This window comes from Streptomyces sp. NPDC043746 (assembly GCF_056436485.1).
This window is the reverse complement of sequence record NZ_JBWKCM010000024.1, coordinates 21,210-40,534: the sequence shown is the minus strand read 5'-3', so window position 1 is coordinate 40,534 and position 19,325 is coordinate 21,210. Positions and strand designations below refer to the sequence as shown.

At 71.6% G+C, this 19,325-nt stretch carries 22 protein-coding genes; 6 read left to right on the top strand and 16 right to left on the bottom strand.

Annotation, left to right across the window (positions count from 1 at the left end; translation table 11 throughout):
• Nucleotides 1-315: 315 nt before the first annotated feature.
• On the bottom strand, nt 316-528 hold the full coding sequence (locus AC0682_RS23670; RefSeq protein ID WP_018488699.1) for a hypothetical protein: 213 nt from the start codon (nt 526-528) through the stop codon (nt 316-318).
• 447 nt (nt 529-975) lie between these two features.
• A complete protein-coding gene (locus tag AC0682_RS23665; RefSeq protein WP_254811595.1) occupies nt 976-1,257 on the bottom strand; it encodes an acylphosphatase in 282 nt (93 codons plus the stop codon).
• Nucleotides 1,258-1,425: 168 nt separating this feature from the next.
• Between AC0682_RS23665 and AC0682_RS23660 the strand changes: the two genes are divergently transcribed.
• Together AC0682_RS23660 and AC0682_RS23655 are read left to right on the top strand one after the other, a co-directional pair.
• Entirely contained in the window at nt 1,426-2,424 is a 999-nt protein-coding gene (locus AC0682_RS23660; protein ID WP_478534982.1) for a CAP domain-containing protein, read from the top strand.
• A 75-nt stretch (nt 2,425-2,499) separates the two neighbouring features.
• On the top strand, nt 2,500-2,886 hold the full coding sequence (locus AC0682_RS23655; RefSeq protein WP_478534981.1) for a winged helix-turn-helix transcriptional regulator: 387 nt from the start codon (nt 2,500-2,502) through the stop codon (nt 2,884-2,886).
• Here the strand turns inward: AC0682_RS23655 and mutM are convergent.
• The 9 genes from mutM to AC0682_RS23610 form a co-directional block, all read right to left on the bottom strand.
• Entirely contained in the window at nt 2,859-3,719 is an 861-nt protein-coding gene (gene mutM, locus AC0682_RS23650; protein ID WP_254813183.1) for a bifunctional DNA-formamidopyrimidine glycosylase/DNA-(apurinic or apyrimidinic site) lyase, read from the bottom strand. The genes AC0682_RS23655 and mutM overlap by 28 nt on opposite strands.
• 122 nt (nt 3,720-3,841) lie before the next feature.
• The gene (gene rnc / locus AC0682_RS23645; RefSeq protein WP_254811597.1) at nt 3,842-4,666 is read right to left on the bottom strand and encodes a ribonuclease III; all 825 of its coding nucleotides are present in this window, start codon (nt 4,664-4,666) and stop codon (nt 3,842-3,844) included.
• A gap of 19 nt (nt 4,667-4,685) precedes the next feature.
• Nucleotides 4,686-4,859, bottom strand: coding sequence for a 50S ribosomal protein L32 (gene rpmF, locus AC0682_RS23640; protein WP_003965982.1), 174 nt, complete (start codon nt 4,857-4,859; stop codon nt 4,686-4,688).
• Between the two features lie 2 nt (nt 4,860-4,861).
• Nucleotides 4,862-5,527: a YceD family protein gene (locus AC0682_RS23635; RefSeq protein ID WP_254811598.1), complete on the bottom strand. Its 666-nt coding sequence runs from the start codon at nt 5,525-5,527 to the stop codon at nt 4,862-4,864.
• A 189-nt stretch (nt 5,528-5,716) separates the two neighbouring features.
• Nucleotides 5,717-6,832: an ATP synthase F0 subunit B gene (locus tag AC0682_RS23630; RefSeq protein WP_254811599.1), complete on the bottom strand. Its 1,116-nt coding sequence runs from the start codon at nt 6,830-6,832 to the stop codon at nt 5,717-5,719.
• A gap of 115 nt (nt 6,833-6,947) precedes the next feature.
• Nucleotides 6,948-7,427: a pantetheine-phosphate adenylyltransferase gene (gene coaD / locus AC0682_RS23625; RefSeq protein ID WP_254813184.1), complete on the bottom strand. Its 480-nt coding sequence runs from the start codon at nt 7,425-7,427 to the stop codon at nt 6,948-6,950.
• Nucleotides 7,428-7,453: 26 nt separating this feature from the next.
• Nucleotides 7,454-8,038, bottom strand: coding sequence for a 16S rRNA (guanine(966)-N(2))-methyltransferase RsmD (gene rsmD / locus AC0682_RS23620; protein WP_478534980.1), 585 nt, complete (start codon nt 8,036-8,038; stop codon nt 7,454-7,456).
• 150 nt (nt 8,039-8,188) lie between these two features.
• On the bottom strand, nt 8,189-10,408 hold the full coding sequence (gene recG / locus AC0682_RS23615; RefSeq protein WP_478534979.1) for an ATP-dependent DNA helicase RecG: 2,220 nt from the start codon (nt 10,406-10,408) through the stop codon (nt 8,189-8,191).
• Nucleotides 10,409-10,460: 52 nt separating this feature from the next.
• Nucleotides 10,461-12,116 (bottom strand): DAK2 domain-containing protein, encoded by a 1,656-nt coding sequence (locus tag AC0682_RS23610; protein WP_478534978.1) that lies wholly within the window; start codon nt 12,114-12,116, stop codon nt 10,461-10,463.
• Nucleotides 12,117-12,371: 255 nt separating this feature from the next.
• Between AC0682_RS23610 and rpmB the strand changes: the two genes are divergently transcribed.
• Entirely contained in the window at nt 12,372-12,557 is a 186-nt protein-coding gene (gene rpmB, locus AC0682_RS23605) for a 50S ribosomal protein L28 (protein ID WP_019762972.1), read from the top strand.
• An 88-nt stretch (nt 12,558-12,645) separates the two neighbouring features.
• On the opposite strand, the gene thiD is transcribed toward rpmB, so the two are convergent.
• Complete coding sequence (gene thiD / locus AC0682_RS23600; RefSeq protein WP_254811602.1) at nt 12,646-13,455, bottom strand: bifunctional hydroxymethylpyrimidine kinase/phosphomethylpyrimidine kinase; 810 nt, start codon at nt 13,453-13,455, stop codon at nt 12,646-12,648.
• A gap of 54 nt (nt 13,456-13,509) precedes the next feature.
• Complete coding sequence (locus AC0682_RS23595; RefSeq protein ID WP_478534977.1) at nt 13,510-14,481, bottom strand: thiamine-phosphate kinase; 972 nt, start codon at nt 14,479-14,481, stop codon at nt 13,510-13,512.
• A 240-nt stretch (nt 14,482-14,721) separates the two neighbouring features.
• Between AC0682_RS23595 and AC0682_RS23590 the strand changes: the two genes are divergently transcribed.
• Complete coding sequence (locus AC0682_RS23590; protein WP_018488685.1) at nt 14,722-14,955, top strand: Lrp/AsnC ligand binding domain-containing protein; 234 nt, start codon at nt 14,722-14,724, stop codon at nt 14,953-14,955.
• Between the two features lie 181 nt (nt 14,956-15,136).
• Here AC0682_RS23590 and AC0682_RS23585 read toward each other — a convergent pair whose 3' ends face one another.
• From AC0682_RS23585 to AC0682_RS23575, 3 genes are read right to left on the bottom strand one after another with little or no spacing between them, the layout of a single operon-like run.
• Nucleotides 15,137-16,312, bottom strand: coding sequence for a D-alanine--D-alanine ligase family protein (locus AC0682_RS23585; protein WP_254811604.1), 1,176 nt, complete (start codon nt 16,310-16,312; stop codon nt 15,137-15,139).
• A gap of 34 nt (nt 16,313-16,346) precedes the next feature.
• Entirely contained in the window at nt 16,347-17,357 is a 1,011-nt protein-coding gene (locus tag AC0682_RS23580) for an NAD(P)H-dependent glycerol-3-phosphate dehydrogenase (RefSeq protein WP_254811605.1), read from the bottom strand.
• On the bottom strand, nt 17,354-18,106 hold the full coding sequence (locus AC0682_RS23575; protein ID WP_254811606.1) for a lysophospholipid acyltransferase family protein: 753 nt from the start codon (nt 18,104-18,106) through the stop codon (nt 17,354-17,356). Before AC0682_RS23575 ends, AC0682_RS23580 begins: the two co-directional genes overlap by 4 nt.
• Nucleotides 18,107-18,267: 161 nt before the next feature.
• On the opposite strand from AC0682_RS23575, the gene cofC reads away from it, so the two are divergent.
• Nucleotides 18,268-18,945, top strand: a complete 678-nt coding sequence (cofC, locus tag AC0682_RS23570; protein WP_478535046.1) for a 2-phospho-L-lactate guanylyltransferase — start codon at nt 18,268-18,270, stop codon at nt 18,943-18,945.
• Nucleotides 18,946-18,955: 10 nt separating this feature from the next.
• A complete protein-coding gene (locus tag AC0682_RS23565; RefSeq protein ID WP_031124448.1) occupies nt 18,956-19,159 on the top strand; it encodes a hypothetical protein in 204 nt (67 codons plus the stop codon).
• The last annotated feature ends 166 nt before the right edge of the window (nt 19,160-19,325 follow it).

Genomic DNA, 19,325 nt, shown 5'->3' with positions numbered 1-19,325 from the left:
AGGGGCGGGGCGGGTGGCCGGGGGGCCTGGGCAGAGAAAAAGGGACGCCGAAGCGTCCCTGTAGATCTTTGGTGCGGTGCTGACACAGTGGATCGTGGTGCGGTCCTGCGAGGGGCATCGCCACGGCCGGCGGGCCGTGCCGTTACCGGTGGGCCGACATCCGGACACACGTCGGCCCTCGCCCTGTCGGTCAGGGACCCGGCCTTCCGGGGAGGCGGCGATCCGTGACGCGGGACGGATCAGATGGAGCGGTTATGGAGAGGTTGCGAGGCTGCTGAGCATGCCTGGCCCGACCGGCCCGCGAGGGGCCACCGGTCAGGTCAGCGCAGGCTCGCCCTGGGGTACGTCGATGTCGATGCTGTCGAGCAGTGACTCCTGGTGCTGAGCGGCGGCGTTGAGCGCGTCGTTCTCGTGCTGGATCCGGTTCAGCTCGGATTCCAGGTCCTGGACGCGCTGCTGGAGCCGTCGCATCTCGGCGAGGAGTCGCGGGTCGGAACCGCCGACGTAACCGAGAAGCGCCTTTGCCATGATGGATGGTCCTCCACAATGAGTGACCGACCGATGCGGTGTGGGTCGTCTGGGAATCGCACCCGCGGTGCTCGGCAGGGCTCTGTCACCACTGCGGTTCTGCTGCATATCAGCTCTACCGAACAGCTAAGGTGCGCGGGGTTTTCAGCGTCTCACCAAAAAGTTTGACGGTCAACACGATCACACCCCGTGGAGCCAGGTGTCCCGGGGGCGCGCGGCTGGACGATCATGCGGCGCGACTCTCCTGCGGGACCCCGACAGGTGTGGGGATCTTCGTCAATGCCGCAGCCTTGCACGACATCCCGCATCTGGCAACCATCGGTCTCCGCGCGGTCCCTTCGCAGGTCATTTCGGGTGCGGGGCTCCGGGGACCGGCCCGTGACGGTTCGCTCACGGCCGGCTCCGGCGCGCTCACGGGACGGAGCGGAGCGCCGGTCCTGGGCGGTATCAGCGGATGGCGAACCCCTCGTAGCCGCCGCGCGGCGTGTCCCAGATCTCAGTGACTCCGTCCACGCGCCCGGGTGTGTCGTCGGAGCGCAGCCAATCCAGCAAACGGTGGCAATGGTCACGTGATCCCTCGGCGACGACCTGGACGCGACCGTCGTCGAGATTGAGTGCAAAGCCCACGAGTCCGCCGATCTCCAATGCATTTGCCCTGGTGAACCAGCGGAAGCCCACTTGCTGTACTCGGCCGCGCACCCAGACGACCAGCCTTGCTTCTTCGTTCATGCCCGAACGCTAACCGGCCGATTGCTCGGAGAACACGGCGGCCCCTTTGACCCATGGCGTACAGTCCCGTCGCAATAGCCTCACTCGATCGGGTGAGTATCGGGATAAAGATCGACCGGTGACAGGTGACGTCGCCGCGAGGTCCGGAGCACAGGAAAGGCACAGCGCATGGGACGCCACCGACGATCCGCCGCAGGCCCCGCCGCTGAAGAACCTGCGGTCAGGGCCGCTTCGGGGCACCGGGGCACGCGCCGGAAGAAGAAGTCCGCCGTACCCGTGCGCACCGGGCTCCTCGGTGCGTCGGCCGCGATGGCGGTCGGCGCGGTCGCCGTCGCCTCGGGGCTGCTGCCCGGCGGTGCCACCTACACATCGGGCGGCACCACCGCGGCCGACCAGGTCCGCCCCGACGGCGGTGTCCCGAACCTGCTGACGCAGCAGGGCGGCTCCACCACCGCCCCGGCCGACCGCTCCTCCTCCCCCGCCAGCCGGGGCAGCGAGCGCCCCGAGGCCCCGTCGAGGACCTCTTCGCAGTCGCCCTCCACGACCACACCACCGTCCACGACGCCGTCGCAGTCGCCCTCCACCACCGCGTCGAAGGCCCCGTCGAAGTCGGCCGCGCCCTCCTCGACGGCCCCCTCGAAGAAGTCGGCCGCGACGCCCTCCGAGAAGTCGAAGGCCCCCACCGCGGCCCCGGAGAAGAGCACCGCCCCGGCGAGCAGGGCCCCGGCGCCGCCGAAGACCTCGGCCGCCCCGCCGCCGCCCGCCCAGAAGCCCGCCCCCTCGCCCTCCGCCGCCTCCGCCCGCAGTGAAGTGCTGGCCCTGGTGAACCGGGAGCGCGCGAAGGTCGGCTGCTCCCCGCTGACCACCAGCACCGCGCTCACCTCGCTCGCCCAGAACTTCAGCGAGGACATGGCGGCCCGCGGTTTCTTCGACCACACCGACCCCGACGGCGACACCCCCTGGGACCGAGCCGCGCAGGCCGGTGTCCAGGGGCTCGGCGCGGAGAACATCGCCCGCGGCCAGGCCGACGCCCGAGCCGTGATGGACGCCTGGATGAACAGCGAAGGCCACCGCGCCAACATCCTCAACTGCGACTACAAGACGATCGGCATAGGCGTCCACGAGGCCTCCGGCGGCCCGTGGTGGGTCCAGAACTTCGGCTTCTGACCCGCAGCCGACCGACCGCTTACGCCCGTACAGCGCTCCCCCGGGGTGAGCGCTGTACGGGCGTAAGCTGGTGATATGGCCAGCGATACGGACCATCCCGCCTTCGACGTCTTCTCCCGGCGGTGCCCCTCACGCTCCACGCTGGAGCACGCCACCGGGCGCTGGGGCAGTCTGACGCTGGGCGCGCTGTACCGGGAGAGCCTGCGCTTCAACGAGCTGCGGCGGCGGGTCGACGGGGTCAGCGAGAAGATGCTCTCCCAGACGCTGCACGCCCTGGAGCGGGACGGGCTCGTCCTGCGGGAGGCCCAGCCGGTCAACCCGCCCCGGGTGGATTACCGGCTGACCCCGTTCGGCCGCGAGGTCGCCGGACAGCTCCTCGGGCTGATCCAGCTGGTGGAGGGGCGGATGGACGAGGTCCTGGCCGCCCGGGGCCGTTACGACGAGGCGCGCGGCGGGCGCTGACAGCGCGGGCAGAAGTAGCTGGAGCGGTTCATCCAGGCGCGGCGGCGCATCGGCGTCCCGCAGCGGCGGCACGGCTCGCCCTCCCTGCCGTACGCGTCGAGCGAGCGGTCGAAGTAGCCGGACTCGCCGTTCACGTTGACGTAGAGGCTGTCGAAGCTGGTGCCGCCCTGGGCGAGGGCCGCGTTCATCACGTCCCGTACGTGGCCGAGCAGCTCGGCGGACTTGGGGCGGGTCAGGGTCGCGGTCGGCCGGTCGTAGTGGAGCTTGGTGCGCCAGAGCGCCTCGTCCGCGTAGATGTTGCCGACGCCGCTGATCAGCGACTGGTCCAGGAGCGCGCGCTTGACCGTCGTACGGCGCAGGCGCAGGGCCGTGTGGAAGGCGGCGTCGTCGAAGAGCGGGTCGAGCGGGTCCCGGGCGATGTGCGCGATGGTGTCGGGCAGGCCGTCGGGGGTGGTGTCGTGGAGCGAGAGCCCGCCGAAGGTGCGCTGGTCGACGAAGCGCAGCTCGGTGCCGAGCGCGTCGTCGAACCGCATCCGGACCCGCAGGTGCTTCTCGTCGGGCGCGTCCGTGGGCTGCACCAGCAGCTGGCCGCTCATGCCGAGGTGGCCCAGGAGCGAGGAGGAGGCCTCGTCGAGCGGCACCCAGAGGTACTTGCCGCGCCGCATCGCCGTACCGAACCGGGCCCCGCGCAGCCGGGCCGCGAAGTCCGGGCCGCCCGCGAGGTGGCGGCGGACCGAGCGCGGGTGCAGGACCTCCACGTCGGTGACGGTCCGGCCGCTGACCCAGCGCTCCAGGCCCCGGCGTACGACTTCGACCTCGGGCAGCTCGGGCACGGTGGACCACTCCAGACACGGTGACAGGAGGACGGGCAGGGGGCGTGCGTCGCGCGGGGCCGTGCCCCGGGACACGGCGAACCCCCCGGTGCGCGGGGCACCGAGGGGTTCGGGGTGCTCCTTCAGGCGGGAGCGGCGTCCGTTGCGGGCGACGGGTCGGCAGGGGTGTCGGCGGCCCCTCCGTCGGCAGCGGACTTCTCCGCGGCCTGCCGTGCCTCAGCGGCGGCGCTGATCTCGCGCCAGGCGGACTCGGCCGCCTGCTGCTCCGCTTCCTTCTTGCTGCGGCCGGTGCCGGTGCCGTACGAGACACCACCGACGCGAGCAGCAGCAGTGAAGGTCTTCTCGTGGTCCGGGCCGGTCTCCGTGACGAGGTACTCGGGCACGCCGAGTCCCTCGCTCGCGGTCAGCTCCTGGAGGCTGGTCTTCCAGTCCAGGCCGGCGCCGAGGTTCGAGGACCTGTCGATCAGCGGGTCGAAGAGCCGGTGGACCAGCTCCGAGGCCGCACCGAGGCCCTGGTCGAGATAGACCGCACCGATCACCGCTTCCAGGGTGTCGGCGAGGATGGAAGCCTTGTCCCGGCCCCCCGTGCCCTCTTCACCGCGGCCGAGCCGGATGAAGGAGCCGAGTTCGAGGCCGCGGCCCACTTCCGCAAGCGCACGCGAGTTGACCACCGCGGCCCGCAACTTGGCCAGCTGGCCTTCGGGCAGGTCGGGGTGGGTGCGGTACAGCGTGTCCGTGACCACCAGGCCGAGCACCGAATCCCCGAGGAATTCGAGCCGCTCGTTGGTGGGCAGGCCGCCGTTCTCGTATGCGTACGAACGATGGGTCAGCGCACGCACCAGAAGGGCGGACTCGAGGTGATACCCGAGCCGCCCTTCCAGAAGCGTGTGGGACGAGGCTGTGTTGACGTTGTCTGCCTGCTTCTTGGCGCTGGACAACTCAGACATCGGGCCTCTCACCAGCCGCTCAGACCTCGAGGACCTGGCGCTTGTTGTAGGTGCCGCAGCTCGGGCACGCAATGTGCTGGAGCTTCGGCTCCTGGCAACGCTCGCACGAAACCAGGGTGGGGACCGCAGCCTTCCACTGCGACCGGCGGTGGCGCGTGTTGCTGCGCGACATCTTCCGCTTCGGAACAGCCACGGCTACTTCTCCTGCTTCTCGTCGACGCCCGGTTCGGCGCCGCCCATGTTGTCCTTCTCGCCGTCCTGAACGGTCTCGGCGAGTCCTTGCAGTGCCGCCCAACGGATGTCGACGGCGTCGTGGTGGTGGCCCGGGTTCTCGTCCAGCCTGATTCCGCATTCGGAACACAGACCGGCACAGGTCTCCTTGCACACCGGCTGCATGGGCAGTGCGAGCACTACCGCGTCACGCAGCACTGACTCGAGGTCGAACAGGCCGTCCTCGAGGAAGAACCTGTCCTCGTCGTCCTCGGCGTCGTCGACCGGGTCCGCAGGGCGGCCCCGGTCATCGGCGTCAGGGTACGAGAACATCTCCTGGAAATCCGCGTCGACCTCGACGGTCAGCGGCTCCAGACACCTTACGCACTCCCCTTCGGCGGTTGCACGGGCGGTGCCTGTGACGAGCACCCCTTCCATGACCGACTCCAATCGGAGGTCCAGCTCCAGGGGCGCGCCTTCCGGCACGCCGATGACGCCGTCGATACCGAGAACCGGTGAACCGGGTGCTTCCACCGAGCGGGAGAGCCGCTTCAGGGCACCGGGACGCCGACCCAGCTCGCGCGTATCGAACACGAGAGGGTTGCGGTGGTCGAGGTGGCCGTTCAGGGCGTTTCCTGCTTTCGAAGTCATGGGGGGTCGTGCTGGTCGCGGAGGGGAGGGGTCGTCTGCGGTCCGTGGGCGGACTGTTCTGTTCCGTAGCCGAAACGGGCAGCCGGGATCACGGACCTATGCGCGACCGAGGATTCAGGATACTGGACGGACCGCTCAGCGCCCAATCGGCCCGGGCCTTCCGCCGCCGGGACGGGGGCCCGGGGGGACTCAGCGGCCCTCTTCGTACCGGCGCAGCTGCTCCAGGTCGATCATGCTGGTGTCGAAGAGGCTGGTCTCGTCCAGCGCTCCCGGGCCCTGCTGGGCAGGCACCTGGGGCTGCTGCTGCCAGCCGTAGTCGGACGGGGACGCGTACTGGTTCTGGTCCTGGTGGGGATCGTAGGCCGGGGCGGGCTGCTGGTAGGTCGCGTACGGGTCCGGCACCTGCTGGTAGCCGTACGGGTCCTGTGTCTGCTGCTCCTGGTAGCCGTACGACGCCTGCGCGTACTCGGGCTGGGCGTACTCCCCCTGCCCGTACCCCGGCTCGGCCTGCGGCTGCTGGGGCCGCTCCTGGTAGAGCGGCTGCTGGGGGGCCTGCTGCGGCTGAGGGGTGGCCAGCTCGGCGAGGCCGGCCAGATAGTCGGCGTCGCTGGTGTGGCCCTGGGCGCCCGCTGCGTCCTGGGCGGCGATGTGCGCACCGAGGTCGTCGGTGGCGACCCGGCCGTGCAGCTTCTGCCGACCGCGGCCGACCGCCTCCAGAGTCTTGGCGAGGACGGCCTCGAAGGCGCCGAACTTGGCGTCCACATAGGCGTCGGCCCGCTGCTTCAGCGTCTCGGGGTCAGCGCTGCGCTCGGGGGCCTCGGCGAAGTCGGGGTCCTGGTAGCCCTGGTCGTCCAGGCCCTGGCCCCGGCCGAGCAGCTTCTCGCGGCCGCGGTCGACGGAGCCGATGGTCTTGGTGAGGACGACCTCGAAGTTGGCGAGCTTGCTGTCGACGTAGTCGTCGGCCTCGGCCCGGACCTCCTCGGCCTCGCGGCGGGCCTCGGAGAGGATCCGGTCGGCCTCGCTCTGCGACTGGCGGGCGATCTCGGTCTCGGCAATCAGGGAGGCCCGCTCGGCGTGCGCGGACCGGATGATCCGCTCCGCCTCCTGACGGGCCTGCTCGGCGAACTGCTCCTGGCCGCCGATCAGCTCCTGGGCCTGGGCCAGCGAGCCGGGCAGGGCCTCGCGCACCTCTTCGAGCATGGCGAGCAGCTCGGCGCGGTTGACCACGCAGGAGGCCGACATGGGCATGGCGCGGGCGTTCCCGACCGTTTCGACGATCTCGTCGAGCTTCTTCTGCACGTCCACCGTGTGCTCGCCACTCTCTGCTGCTCTTCGGAGCTGCTGCTCTGTTGGAGACGGACGGGTCGACTGTAAGGCCAGTCGGCGGCCGCCCGACACCTGGTGACGGACCGTCAGCGCCTCAGTGCCCGGCCAGCCGCTCGGTGAGCGCCTCGTGGACGGTGGGCGGCAGCAGGTGGGAGACGTCGCCGCCCCAGGTCGCGACCTCCTTGACCAGCGAGGACGACAGGAAGCTGTACGTCGGGTTGGTGGGCACGAAGAGGGTCTCGACGCCCGAGAGGCCGTTGTTCATCTGGGCCATCTGGAGTTCGTAGTCGAAGTCGCTGACGGCCCGCAGGCCCTTCACGATCGCCGGGATCTCCCGCTGCTTGCAGAAGTCGACCAGCAGGCCGTGGAAGGACTCCACCTCCACGTTGCCGAAGTCGGCGGTGACCTCGCGGATCAGCTCGATCCGCTCGTCCACGGTGAACAGTCCCTTCTTGGACTGGTTGATCATCACCGCCACGTGCACCACGTCGTACAGCTTGGAGGCTCGTTGGATGATGTCGAGATGTCCGTTGGTGATGGGGTCGAACGACCCCGGACAGACGGCGCGGCGCACTGTGATTCCCTCGCTCTCCGGTCCGGTCATCGTGCGTCTTCGCACGTAGCGGCGGCGCGACCGTACCAAAGCGTTCCCTCGCCGTAGCGACGGGCCCGCAGTGGCTCGAATCCGGCGGGCCAGCCGAATTCTCCGCCCCGGGTGCTGCGTTCCACGGTGACGAGCGCATCGTCCGTGAGCCACCCCTGAGCATGGAGTGTGAGCAGGATCTCCCGAAGATCGTCGTCGGTGACGGCGTACGGCGGGTCCAGGAAGACGACGTCGTACGGGTGGGAGGGCGCCGGTCCTGCCACGATCTGTTCGGCTCTGCCCGTACGGACCTCGGCGCCGGGCAGTCGGAGCGTGCGGACGTTCTCCCGGACGGTTCGCACCGCCTTCTGGTCCGCCTCGACGAGCAGGGCGTGGACCGCCCCCCGGGAGAGCGCTTCGAGGCCGACGGCGCCCGATCCGGCGTACAGGTCGGCGACGCGGACGCCTTCGAGCGTGCCGAGCAGCGCCTCCCAGGTGGAGAAGAGGCCTTCCCGCGCACGGTCGGAGGTGGGGCGGGTGCCGGTGCCGGGCGGTACGGCCAGGCGGCGTCCGCCCGCCGTTCCGGCGATCACGCGGGTCATGGGTGTCGGGTCCTCGGGGTCGGAAGTCTCTGCGGGTCCGCGAGCACGGGTGTCCGCGTGCCGCCGTGCGTCCACGATATGGCGTGCGGCCCGCACCGGCAGGGCGGCCCCGTGGCTCGCGTACCGGCCCCTCCGGGTCGGGCCGGGCGCTCACCCCTTGTCGAGATACTCCTCGCGCTCCTTGTCCAGCAGGGCGGCCAGCACCGTGCGCAGCTCCGGCAGCTGCTCCAGCTCCGGGTCGGCGGCGACGACGGCGACGGCCTCCTCGCGGGCGGCGGCGATCACCTCCTCGTCGTCGATGACGGTGAGCATCCGGAGCGAGGAGCGCACCCCCGACTGGGCCTGACCGAGCACATCGCCCTCGCGGCGCTGCTCCAGGTCGATCCGGGAGAGCTCGAAGCCGTCCAGGGTGGCGGCGACGGCGGAGAGGCGGGCGCGGGCGGGGCTCGCCTCGTGGGCCTCGCTGACCAGCAGGCAGAGCCCGGGGGCCGAGCCACGGCCGACGCGGCCGCGGAGCTGGTGGAGCTGGGAGACGCCGAACCGGTCGGCGTCCATGATCACCATGGCGGTGGCGTTGGGGACGTTGACCCCGACCTCGATGACGGTGGTGGCGACCAGGACGTCGACGTCCCCGGCGGCGAACCGGCGCATGACGTCGTCCTTCTCGTCGGGGTGCATCCGGCCGTGGAGCACTTCGACGCTCAGCCCGGCCAGCGCGCCCTTGCGCAGTTCGTCCGCGACCTCCAGGACCGCGAGTGGGGGCCGCTTCTCGGGGTCCTCGTCGGGGGCCGCCTTCTTGGCCTTGGTCTTCTTCGCGCCCTTCCCGTCCTCCTCCGCCTCGTCCCCGATGCGGGGGCAGACCACGTACGCCTGGTGGCCGTTCTCCACCTCCTCCCGGACGCGCTCCCAGGCGCGGGCGAGGAAGTGCGGCTTGTCCTTGGCGGGGACGACATGGCTGGCGATCGGGGAGCGGCCGGCCGGGAGCTGGTCCAGGACGGAGGTCTCCAGGTCCCCGAAGACCGTCATGGCGACCGTGCGCGGAATGGGGGTGGCGGTCATGACGAGCAGGTGGGGCGGTTGCCTGCCCTTGGAGCGGAGGGCGTCGCGCTGCTCCACACCGAAGCGGTGCTGCTCGTCGACGACGACCAGGCCCAGGTCGTGGAACTGGACCTTGTCCTCGATGAGGGCGTGGGTGCCGATGACGATCCCGGCCTCGCCGGTGACCAGGTCGAGCAGGGCCTGACGGCGGGCGGGCATGCCCATGGAGCCGGTGAGCAGGACGACCTTGGTCCCCTGCTCGGAGCCGCCCAACATGCCGCCCTCGGCCAGCTCCCCCATCATCTCGGTGATCGAGCGGTGGTGCTGCTGGGCGAGAACCTCGGTGGGGGCGAGCATCGCGGCCTGGCCGCCCGCGTCGACGACGGTGAGCATGGCGCGCAGGGCCACCATCGTCTTCCCCGAGCCCACCTCGCCCTGGAGGAGGCGGTGCATGGGGTGTTCGGTGGCCAGGTCGTCGAAGATCTCCTTGCTGACCTTCTCCTGGCCCTCGGTGAGGGTGAACGGCAGCTTGGCGTCGAAGGCGTCCAGCAGCCCGCCCCCGACGGGGCGGCGGGCGGCGGCGGGGAGCTGGGTGTCGGCGTACCGGCGGCGGGCCAGGGCGACCTGGAGGACGAACGCCTCGTCCCACTTGAGCCGGGCCCTGGCGTCCTCGATGTCCGCCCTGGTCTGCGGGCGGTGGACCTTGAGCAGGGCCTCGGGCAGCGGGGTGAACCCGCGCCCCTCGCGCAGGGAGGCGGGCAGCGGGTCCACCGCGTCCCGGGCGCTGGGCAGCACGGCGTCGACCGCCTTGGCGATCCGCCAGGAGTCGAGCTGCTTGCAGGCGGGGTAGATCGGCAGCAGCCGCCCGGCGAAGGCGTCCACGGCCTCGGTCGCCTCGTCGGCGTCGGAGGCGTCGAGCAGTTGGTACGTGGGGTGGGCGAGCTGCATCTTCCGGTTGAAGACGGAGACCTTGCCCGCGAACATCGCCTGTCGGCCCGGGAGCAGCTCCTTGTGCGGTTTGTGGACGCCGTGGCCGAAGAAGACCAGCTGGAGGCGGCCGCTGCCGTCGGTGAGGGTGACCTCCAGGCGCTTGCCCCGGCCGTTGTTGAACATCAGGATCCGGGCGTCCGCGACCTGGGCGACGACCGTGACGTGCTCGTCGAGCGGGAGGTCGGCCAGCGCGGTCAGCCTGCCGCGCTCCTCGTACCGCCGCGGATAGTGGTGCAGCAGATCACCGACCGTGTGCAGGTCGAGGTGTTCGGCCATCACCTTCGCGGTGGCTCCGCCGAGGAGCTTCTTCAGAGGTTCATCGAACGAGGACACGCGATCCATTGCACACCACGGCACTGACAGCCGTCCGCCGGGCACGCACACCCGGCTGCCGTCACTCGACGCCGATCAGCAGGGGCGCGCGCTGGTGGCCGCCCCGGTAGACGACGGTGTCCACGGCGAGATGGCCCTCGCGCACGTACTCCTCCAGCGCGTCCGCGAGCGTGTCCGGGACGTCCTCCCCCAGGACCAGGGTGACCAGTTCGCCGCCGGCCGCCAGCATCCGGTCCAGCACCGTGCGGGCGGTGGCCTGGACCTCGGCGCCGATCACGGCCACGTCTCCGTCGATCAGGCCGAGGACGTCCCCGGCCTGGCAGATGCCCGCCATGGTCCACGACCGGTGCTCGGCCACGGCCAGTTCGGCGTAGCGGGTGGCGCCGGCGGCGGCCGTCATGGCGACCACGTCCTCGTCGAAGCCCCGGTCCGGCTCGTGCACGGCGAGGGCGGCGATGCCCTGGACGGCTGCGCGGGTGGGAACGAGGGCGACCCTGACCCCCTCGGTCCTGGCCTGCTCGGCGGCGGCCGCCGCGGTGTGGCGCAGGGCCGCGTCGTTGGGCAGGAGCACCACCTCGCGGGCGTGGGCGCGGCGGATGGCGTCGACCAGTTCGCCGCTGGCGGGGGGTTCGCCGGGGCGGGCGATCACGGTGGTGGCGCCGGCCTCGGCGCAGAGCCCGGCGAGCCCGTCGCCGGGGACCACGACGACGACCGCGCGCCGGGCGGGTTCGGCCTGGACACGGACGTCGTGGCCGCTCTCGGTGGCGAAGTGGGTGATGCGGATGCGGTACGGCCGCCCGGCCTCGATGCCCGCCTCCACGGCAGCCCCCGCGTCGTCGACGTGGACGTGGACGTGCCAGAGCCCGTCGCCGCCCACCACGACCAGGGAGTCTCCGAGCGCGTCGAGCCGGGTGCGCAGCCGGCCCACCTGTTCGTCGCGGGCCTCCAGGAGGTAGATCACTTCGAAGGCGGGCCCGCCGCCCCCGGCCTCCTCGGGGCAGTCGAGCGGGCCGTCGGCCGCCGTGGCCGCCGCGAGCGTTCCGGCCGGGCCGACGGCTCCGGTACGGGGCTCCCGTACGGGCGCCTGCCCGGTCACCGCCTCCAGCAGCGCCCCCAGGACCGTGACCAGCCCCCGGCCCCCGGCGTCCACGACCCCGGCCCGGCCCAGCACGGCGAGCTGCTCCGGGGTCTTCGCCAGCGCGGCGCGCGCGCCCTCGTACGCGGCGCGCACCACGGCGTGCAGTTCCGGGGCGCCCCCGCGCGCGGCTTCGGCGGCGGCCGTGGCGACGGTGAGCACCGTGCCCTCCACCGGGTGGGCGACGGCCTGCCGGGCGGCGGTGGCGGCCCGGGCCAGGGCGAGGCCGAGGTGGTCCGCGTCGCTGCCCTCCGCCAGCACCCCGGCCATCCCGCGCAGCAGCTGGGCCAGGATCGTGCCGGAGTTCCCGCGCGCGCCGATCAGGGCCCCGTGCGCCATGGCGCGTACGGCATCGGCGGTGGCGGGGGTGGTGGTGCCGGTCTCATGGGCGGCGAAGACCGCTTCGACGGCGGCGGCGGCGGACTCGACGGTCAGGTAGAGGTTGGTCCCGGTGTCCCCGTCGGCGATGGGATAGACGTTGATCGCGTCGATCTCCGTACGCTCCCGGCCGAGGGCCTCCAGCGCCAGTGAGCACCAGGCGCGCACCGCGACGGCGTCCAGATCGTCGGGGGGCTGCGGCACCGATGGTCCTCCTTGAAGCGGCCGTGGCAACGGGCTGCACCGCAGGTTAGCCCGCCTTCCCGGGCCCCGGCAGGTACAGGGGGCGAGAGGGAGGTGGGCCAACCCGTGGTAGTTTCGTATCTCCGGAGCAGGCGTTGTATGCTGCTTCGGTTGCCCGACGAGAGTCGGGCCATTCCTCCGGTACCGCCACTTCATCCAATGATTCCGGCGCGCCGGAATTCACTGTAAGTGCATCTGAAGTCTTTGGAGTGACCCGTGGCTGCCAACTGCGACGTCTGCGGCAAGGGGCCGGGCTTCGGCAACAGCATTTCGCACTCGCACCGCCGTACGTCCCGTCGCTGGAACCCCAACATCCAGCGCGTGCGTGCCGTGGTCGGTCGAACGCCGAAGCGGCTCAACGTCTGCACCTCGTGCATCAAGGCCGGCAAGGTCGCGCGCTGACGTTTCCGTCGTAGCGCAGCCTTCCGGTTGCCCGAAAAGCCGGTCCACCTCGGTGGACCGGCTTTTTGCTGTGCTCATCCGACGGTGATCATTCAGCGAGGCGGGTGCGCCAGCCGTGGTCGACCGGGCCGATGCCGCCGCCGAGCGGGAATCCGGCCCGGATCGCGCCGGTGACGTACGCCTTCGCGCGCTCCACCGCCGTGGGCACGTCCTGGCCGAGCGCGAGCCCGGAGGCGACGGCGGAGGCGAGGGTGCAGCCGGTGCCGTGGGTGTGCCGGTTGTCGTGGCGGGGGGCGCGCAGCCAGTGTTCCGCGCTCCCGTCGGTGAGCAGGTCCACCGCGTCGCCGGGCAGGTGGCCGCCCTTGATCAGCGCCCACCGCGGTCCGAGGGCGAGGATCTCCTCGGCGGCCCGGCGCATGCCGTCCTCGTCGGTGACCGTGACCCCGGTGAGCTGCGCCACCTCGTCGAGGTTCGGGGTGGCGACCGTGGCGAGGGGCAGCAGCTTCGTCCGTACGGAGTCGAGCGCCTCGGCGGCCAGCAGCGCGTCGCCGTGCTTGGAGACTCCGACCGGGTCGACGACGACGGGGGCGTCCGTCCCCGCGAGGAGTTCCGCGACGGTCTCCACGAGGGCGGCCGAGGCGAGCATCCCGGTCTTCACCGCCTGGACGCCGATGTCGTCGACGACGCTGCGGTACTGGACGCGTACGGCCTCCTCCGGAAGCTCCCACGCGCCTTGGACGCCGAGGGAGTTCTGTGCGGTGACGGCGGTGAGCACGCTCATGCCGTGCACGCCGTGGGCGAGCATGGTCTTCAGGTCGGCCTGGATTCCCGCACCGCCGCCGGAGTCGGAACCGGCGACGGTGAGCACGCGGGGCGGTACAGCGGTACGTATGGGCATGCGCAGCAATCTAACGGGAGACCGCCGAGGACCGGGTAGGTGTCCTCGACCGCGCTAGTGGGTGTCCTCGATCGCGCCGAAGTGGTCCCAGCCGCCCGTGCTGGTCCAGGGTGCGCCGTCGACGGTGACCTGGGGCAGGGCGGAGGGGTTGAGGACCTCTCCGATCACCTTCCAGCGGGCGGGGAGCTTGGTGTCGGGCGGGAAGGTCGCCACGATCGCGTGGTCCTCTCCCCCGGTCAGCACCCACTGGAGCGGGTCGACGCCGACGGCCTGGCCGATGTCGGACATCTGCGAGGGGATGTCGATGAGGCCGGAGCGCAGGTCGATGCGGACCTTGCTGGCCTCCGCGATGTGCCCGAGGTCCGCGACGAGCCCGTCGCTGACGTCGGTCATCGCGGTGGCGCCGAGCCCGGCGGCGGCGGGGCCCGCGTGGTAGGGCGGTTCGGGACGGCGGTGGGCCTCGACGAAGGCGCGGGGCGAGCGGAAGCCCCGGGAGAGCACGGCGTACCCGGCGGCGGACCAGCCGAGCCAGCCGGTGACGGCGACGACATCGCCGGGGCGCGCGCCGGCGCGGGTGACCGGTTCGTGGTTGCGCAGGTCGCCGAGGGCCGTGATGGAGACAGTGATGGTGTCACCGCCGACCACATCGCCGCCGACGACGGCCGCCCCCGCCGCCTGGCACTCGTCCCGCAGCCCGTCCATCAGCTCGGCGGCCCAGGTGACCGGGAGGTCGGCGGGCACCACGAGGCCGAGGAGCAGGGCGGTGGGCACGGCGCCCATGGCGGCGATGTCGGCGAGGTTCTGGGCCGCCGCCTTGCGGCCGACGTCGTACGCCGTCGACCAGTCGCGGCGGAAGTGCCGCCCTTCCAGCAGGATGTCCGTACTGGCCACGACCCTGCGGTCGGGCGCGGCCACGACCGCGGCGTCGTCGCCGGGCCCCAGCCGTACCGCCGGAGTGGTGGTGAGCCGGGACGTCAGCTCTCTGATGAGGCCGAACTCCCCCAACTCGCCCACGGTTCCCTTCACCGAGTCTCACCTCTCATCTATCGCCCCGGACACCCGTCCGGGCCCCCGGTCGCGAGCCGTCACTGCTGTCGGTACCGTCAGGAGAGCCGTCGGCACCGTCAAGGGACAGGTCAACTTCCGCACTCCGCACGCCACGCTGGGGACGTCATACGTCCCGTAGGTCTCCCCGTCACCCTCCGCGACGCGATAACGTGGCGTCCCTTTCCCCCACATGATCCTCGTGGCCGCCCTGGAGGTTCCGTGGTACAGGCGTACATCCTCATCCAGACCGAGGTGGGCAAGGCGTCGATCGTCGCCGAGACCATCTCCAAGATTCCGGGAGTCATCCAGGCAGAGGACGTCACCGGTCCGTACGACGTGATCGTGCGCGCCCAGTCCGACACGGTCGACGCGCTCGGCCGCATGGTGGTCGCCAAGGTGCAGCAGGTGGACGGCATCACGCGCACCCTGACCTGTCCGGTCGTCCACCTCTGACCCCCGTCCGGTGCCGCGCGGGACGCGCGGTCCTCGCCCACGGTTCTCCGCCCCGGCACCGTGATCCTCCGCGCGCTGACGGGGCGATCGTACTGCCCTTCGGCGCCCCCCTGTCCATGGAGAGCACCGGCCCACGCCGGAAGGCCGGGACGGCCACCGCCGTCCCGGCCTTCCGGGTCTCTCAGCGCAGTCCGGTGGAGCGGGTCAACGCGGCCTGGATCAGCCGGTCGACCAGCTCCTGGTAGCTCACGCCGCTCTCCTGCCACATGCGCGGGTACATGGAGATCGGGGTGAACCCCGGCAGGGTGTTGATCTCGTTGATGACGAAGCTGCCGTCTTCGGTGAGGAAGAAGTCGGCGCGCACGAGCCCCTCGCAGGAGGTGGCGTCGAAGGCGGCGACGGCGAGCCGCTGGACCTCGGCGGTCTGCTCCTCCGTGAGAGGCGCGGGCACCAGGCCCGTGGCCGAGTCGATGTACTTGGCCTCGAAGTCGTAGAAGTCGTGCGCGGTGACCGGGGGGATCTCGGCGGGCACGCTGGCGCGCGGTCCGTCCGCGAACTCCAGCACTCCGCACTCGATCTCACGGCCGCGCAGCAGCGACTCCACGAGGAACTTGGGGTCGTGGCGGCGGGCCTCCTCGATCGCCGCGTCGAGCCCTTCGAGGCCGTCGACCTTGGTGATGCCCATGGAGGAGCCGCCCCGGGCGGGCTTGACGAACAGCGGCCAGCCGTGCTCCCCGGCGAAGTCCACGATCCGCTTGCGTACGGCGGAGGGGTCGCGGTCCCACTCGCGCGGACGGACCACCTCGTACGGTCCGACCGGCAGCCCGAAGGAGAGGAAGACGCGCTTCATGTACTCCTTGTCCTGGCCGACGGCCGAGGCGAGGACGCCCGCGCCGACGTAGGGCACACCGGAGAGTTCCAGCAGCCCCTGGAGCGTGCCGTCCTCCCCGTACGGACCGTGCAGCACGGGGAAGACGACGTCGACCTCTCCGAGCGCCTTGGGCACCGAGCCGGGCTCGCTGTAGAGGACCTCGCGGCTGCCCGGGTCGACCGAGAGGGCGACGCTGCCTTCGGCGGACTCCGCGAGCTGGGCCACGTCGGGGACCTTGCGGTCGGTGATGGCCATGCGCTCGGGCTCGTCGGCGGTGAGCGCCCAGCGGCCGTCCGTCGTGATGCCGATCGGCAGGACGTCGTACTTCGTCCGGTCGATGGCCCTCATGACGGCGCCGGCCGTGACGACCGAGATGCCGTGTTCGGAGCTGCGGCCGCCGAACACGACAGCCACACGCGGCTTACGGCGCTGCTGCTCGGGGCTCTCGCGGCGCTCGGGGCTCTGGGGGAGGTTCTCGCTGCTCATATCGCGATGAGCGTACCTGCTGGTAGAGGTGGAGTCAGCGCCGCTCGGCCTTGGCGCTCCGCGACATCAGCTCCTTCACCGCGACGACCGGGGACTTGCCCTCGTGGACGATCGAGACGACGGTCTCCGTGATGGGCATGTCGACGCCGTGCCTCCGGGCCAGGTCGAGGACCGATTCGCAGGACTTGACGCCCTCGGCGGTCTGCTTGGTGGCGGCGATCGTCTCCTGGAGCGTCATGCCCCGGCCGAGGTTGGTGCCGAAGGTGTGGTTGCGCGAGAGCGGCGAGGAGCAGGTGGCCACCAGGTCGCCCAGGCCCGCGAGTCCGGAGAAGGTCAGCGGGTCGGCGCCCATGGCCACGCCCAGCCGGGTGGTCTCGGCCAGGCCCCGGGTGATGAGGGAGCCCTTGGTGTTGTCACCGAGGCCCATGCCGTCCGCGATGCCGACGGCGAGGCCGATGACGTTCTTCACGGCGCCGCCCAGCTCGCACCCGACCACGTCGGTGTTGGTGTAGGGCCGGAAGTACGGGGTGTGGCAGGCGGCCTGGAGCCGCTGGGCGACGGACTCGTCGGCACAGGCGGCGACGGCCGCGGCGGGGCGGCGCTCGGCGATCTCCTTGGCGAGGTTGGGGCCCGAGACGACGGCGATGCGGTCGGCGGAGACCTTGGCGACGTCCGCGATCACCTCGCTCATCAGCTTGGCGGTGCCCAGCTCGACGCCCTTCATCAGGGAGACCAGGACGGTGTCGGGCTCCAGGTGCGGGGCCCACTCCGCGAGGTTGGCGCGCAGGGTCTGCGAGGGCACGACGAGGAAGGCGAACTCGGCGCCGCGCAGGGCCTCGGCGGGGTCGGTGGTGGCCCGGATCGAGGCGGGCAGTTCGATGCCCGGCAGGTAGTCCGGGTTGGTGTGCGTGGTGTTGACGGCCTCGGCGACCTCGGCGCGACGGCCCCAGAGGGTGACCTCGCAGCCCGCGTCGGCGAGGATCACGGCGAACGCCGTACCCCATGAGCCGGTGCCGAAGACGGCCGCTTTTACGGGGTGCGTCACGTGGATCCCTTTCCCTGCGCCTTGCGCCGCTGTTCGGCCCGGGCCTTGCGGTGATCGTAGGGCTCGGCGGGGGCCTTCTCCCCGCGGACGTCCTCCAGCTGGCGGGTGATCGCGGCCATGATGACCTCGGTCGCCTGGCGCAGCACCTCGGGCGTCGGCTCGACATCGTAGAAGCGGCTGAGGTCGACGGGCGGGCCTGCCTGCACGGTCAGCGTCTTGCGGGGGAACAGCCGGAGCTTGTTCTCCTTGGCGTACGGCGGCATCACGTGGTTGGCGCCCCACTGGGCGACGGGGATGACCGGGACCTTGGTCATCAGCGCGACGCGGGCGGCGCCGGTCTTGCCGGCCATCGGCCACATCCGCGGGTCGCGCGTGAGGGTGCCCTCCGGGTAGAAGGCGACGCACTCCCCGCGCTCGATGGCGTCGACGGCGGCCCGGAAGGCGTCCAGTGCGTTGGTCGTCTCACGGTAGACGGGGATCTGGCCGGTGCCGCGCAGCATCATCCCGACGAAGGGGGTGCGGAAGAGGCCCGCCTTCGCCAGGAACCGGGGCACCCGTCCGGCGTTGTACTGGAAGTGGCCGTAGGAGAGCGGATCCAGATAGGAGTTGTGGTTGACGGCACTGATGAATCCGCCGTCGGCCGGAATGTGTTCCATCCCCCGCCAGTCGCGCTTGAACAGAACCACCAGTGGCGGCTTGGCGATAACCGCCGCCAGGCGGTACCAGAAGCCGATTCTGCGGCGGGACACTCGGACACCTTCCTCTAGGGACCTCATGGGAACGGCGACCTGTTGCCGGCTACCGACGGTCAAGTCTCGCCCCAGGCCCCTCCTCTGTCGAGAACACCGTACGCCTCAGCTGCGGGAGGGTCCCTCCGGGTTGTCGTACCGGCAGGCGAGAATGGGTCCTCATACGTACGGAGGGGGCGATCGCCACGAACACCGATCCGGCCGGGCCGTGGTCCCTGGTCGTTCCGCTGAAGCCGCTCGCTCGGGCCAAGAGCCGCCTGGGGCGGGCGGCCGGCGAGGCCGTCCGGCCCCGGCTGGCCCTGGCCTTCGCACAGGACACGGTGGCCGCGGCGCTCTCCTGCGCCCGGGTGCGGGATGTGGTGGTCGTCACGGACGACGCGGAGGCCAGAGCGGCTCTTTCGGCGCTGGGCGCGCGGATCGTGCCGGACTCTCCGGCCGCCGGACTCAACGCGGCACTGGCGTACGGGGCGCGCTCGGTGCGGGCGCCGGCCCCCGCCCTCCCGGTCGCCGCGCTCAACGCGGATCTGCCTGCGCTGCGGCCCGCCGAATTGGCGCGGGTGCTCGATTTTGCCTCCGCTTTTCCTCGCGCATTTCTCCGGGACGCGGCGGGAATCGGCACGACATTTCTGTCCTGTGCCGGGGGCGCGGAATTGCGTCCGGCTTTCGGCGGGCCCTCCGCCGCCCGGCATCTGGCTTCGGGTGCGGTGGAAATCGCGCTGCCCGGTGTCGACTCGGTCCGCCGGGACGTGGACACGGGCGAGGATCTGCGGGTGGCCCTGGCCCTCGGCGTGGGGGCGCACACCCGGCGGCTCGGCCTCGCGACGGTCCCGGAGCGCTAGGCTGCGCCTCATGCAGGCGACCTCGTACACCTACGACCCCGAGACCCGCACCGGCAGTGTGCTGCTGGACGACGGCACCCCGGTGGAGTTCGACGCCCCGGCCTTCGACGCCGGCGGTCTGCTGCTGCTCCGGCCCGGACAGCGGGTGCGGATCGAGGGCGAGGGTACGGGCGCGGCCCTGCGGATCACGCTGGTGACGCTGCAGACGTTCTGACGCACGTCCGGTCGCTGCTCACGCACGTGCGGTCGTTCCGGGGCGACCCCGGTGGGCCGAACGGGCCCCGGACAGCCCGCGGGGCGGGGGGGGGGGGGGGGGGGGGGGGGGGGGGGGGGGGGGTGGGGGGGGGGGGGGGGGGGGGGGGGCGACGTTCTGCCTTTTT

What these genes read in the sequence shown, in the direction of transcription:
- rnc (WP_254811597.1), bottom strand. Translation starts at nt 4,666, where the DNA reads ATGTCTGAGTTGTCCAGCGCCAAGAAGCAGGCAGACAACGTCAACACA.
- AC0682_RS23635 (WP_254811598.1), bottom strand. Translation starts at nt 5,527, where the DNA reads ATGACTTCGAAAGCAGGAAACGCCCTGAACGGCCACCTCGACCACCGC.
- thiD (WP_254811602.1), bottom strand. Translation starts at nt 13,455, where the DNA reads ATGCCCATACGTACCGCTGTACCGCCCCGCGTGCTCACCGTCGCCGGT.
- AC0682_RS23565 (WP_031124448.1), top strand. Translation starts at nt 18,956, where the DNA reads ATGCAGGCGACCTCGTACACCTACGACCCCGAGACCCGCACCGGCAGT.
- AC0682_RS23660 (WP_478534982.1), top strand. Translation starts at nt 1,426, where the DNA reads ATGGGACGCCACCGACGATCCGCCGCAGGCCCCGCCGCTGAAGAACCT.
- rsmD (WP_478534980.1), bottom strand. Translation starts at nt 8,038, where the DNA reads ATGACCCGCGTGATCGCCGGAACGGCGGGCGGACGCCGCCTGGCCGTA.
- AC0682_RS23665 (WP_254811595.1), bottom strand. Translation starts at nt 1,257, where the DNA reads ATGAACGAAGAAGCAAGGCTGGTCGTCTGGGTGCGCGGCCGAGTACAG.
- AC0682_RS23655 (WP_478534981.1), top strand. Translation starts at nt 2,500, where the DNA reads ATGGCCAGCGATACGGACCATCCCGCCTTCGACGTCTTCTCCCGGCGG.
- AC0682_RS23585 (WP_254811604.1), bottom strand. Translation starts at nt 16,312, where the DNA reads ATGAGCAGCGAGAACCTCCCCCAGAGCCCCGAGCGCCGCGAGAGCCCC.
- recG (WP_478534979.1), bottom strand. Translation starts at nt 10,408, where the DNA reads ATGGATCGCGTGTCCTCGTTCGATGAACCTCTGAAGAAGCTCCTCGGC.
- AC0682_RS23670 (WP_018488699.1), bottom strand. Translation starts at nt 528, where the DNA reads ATGGCAAAGGCGCTTCTCGGTTACGTCGGCGGTTCCGACCCGCGACTC.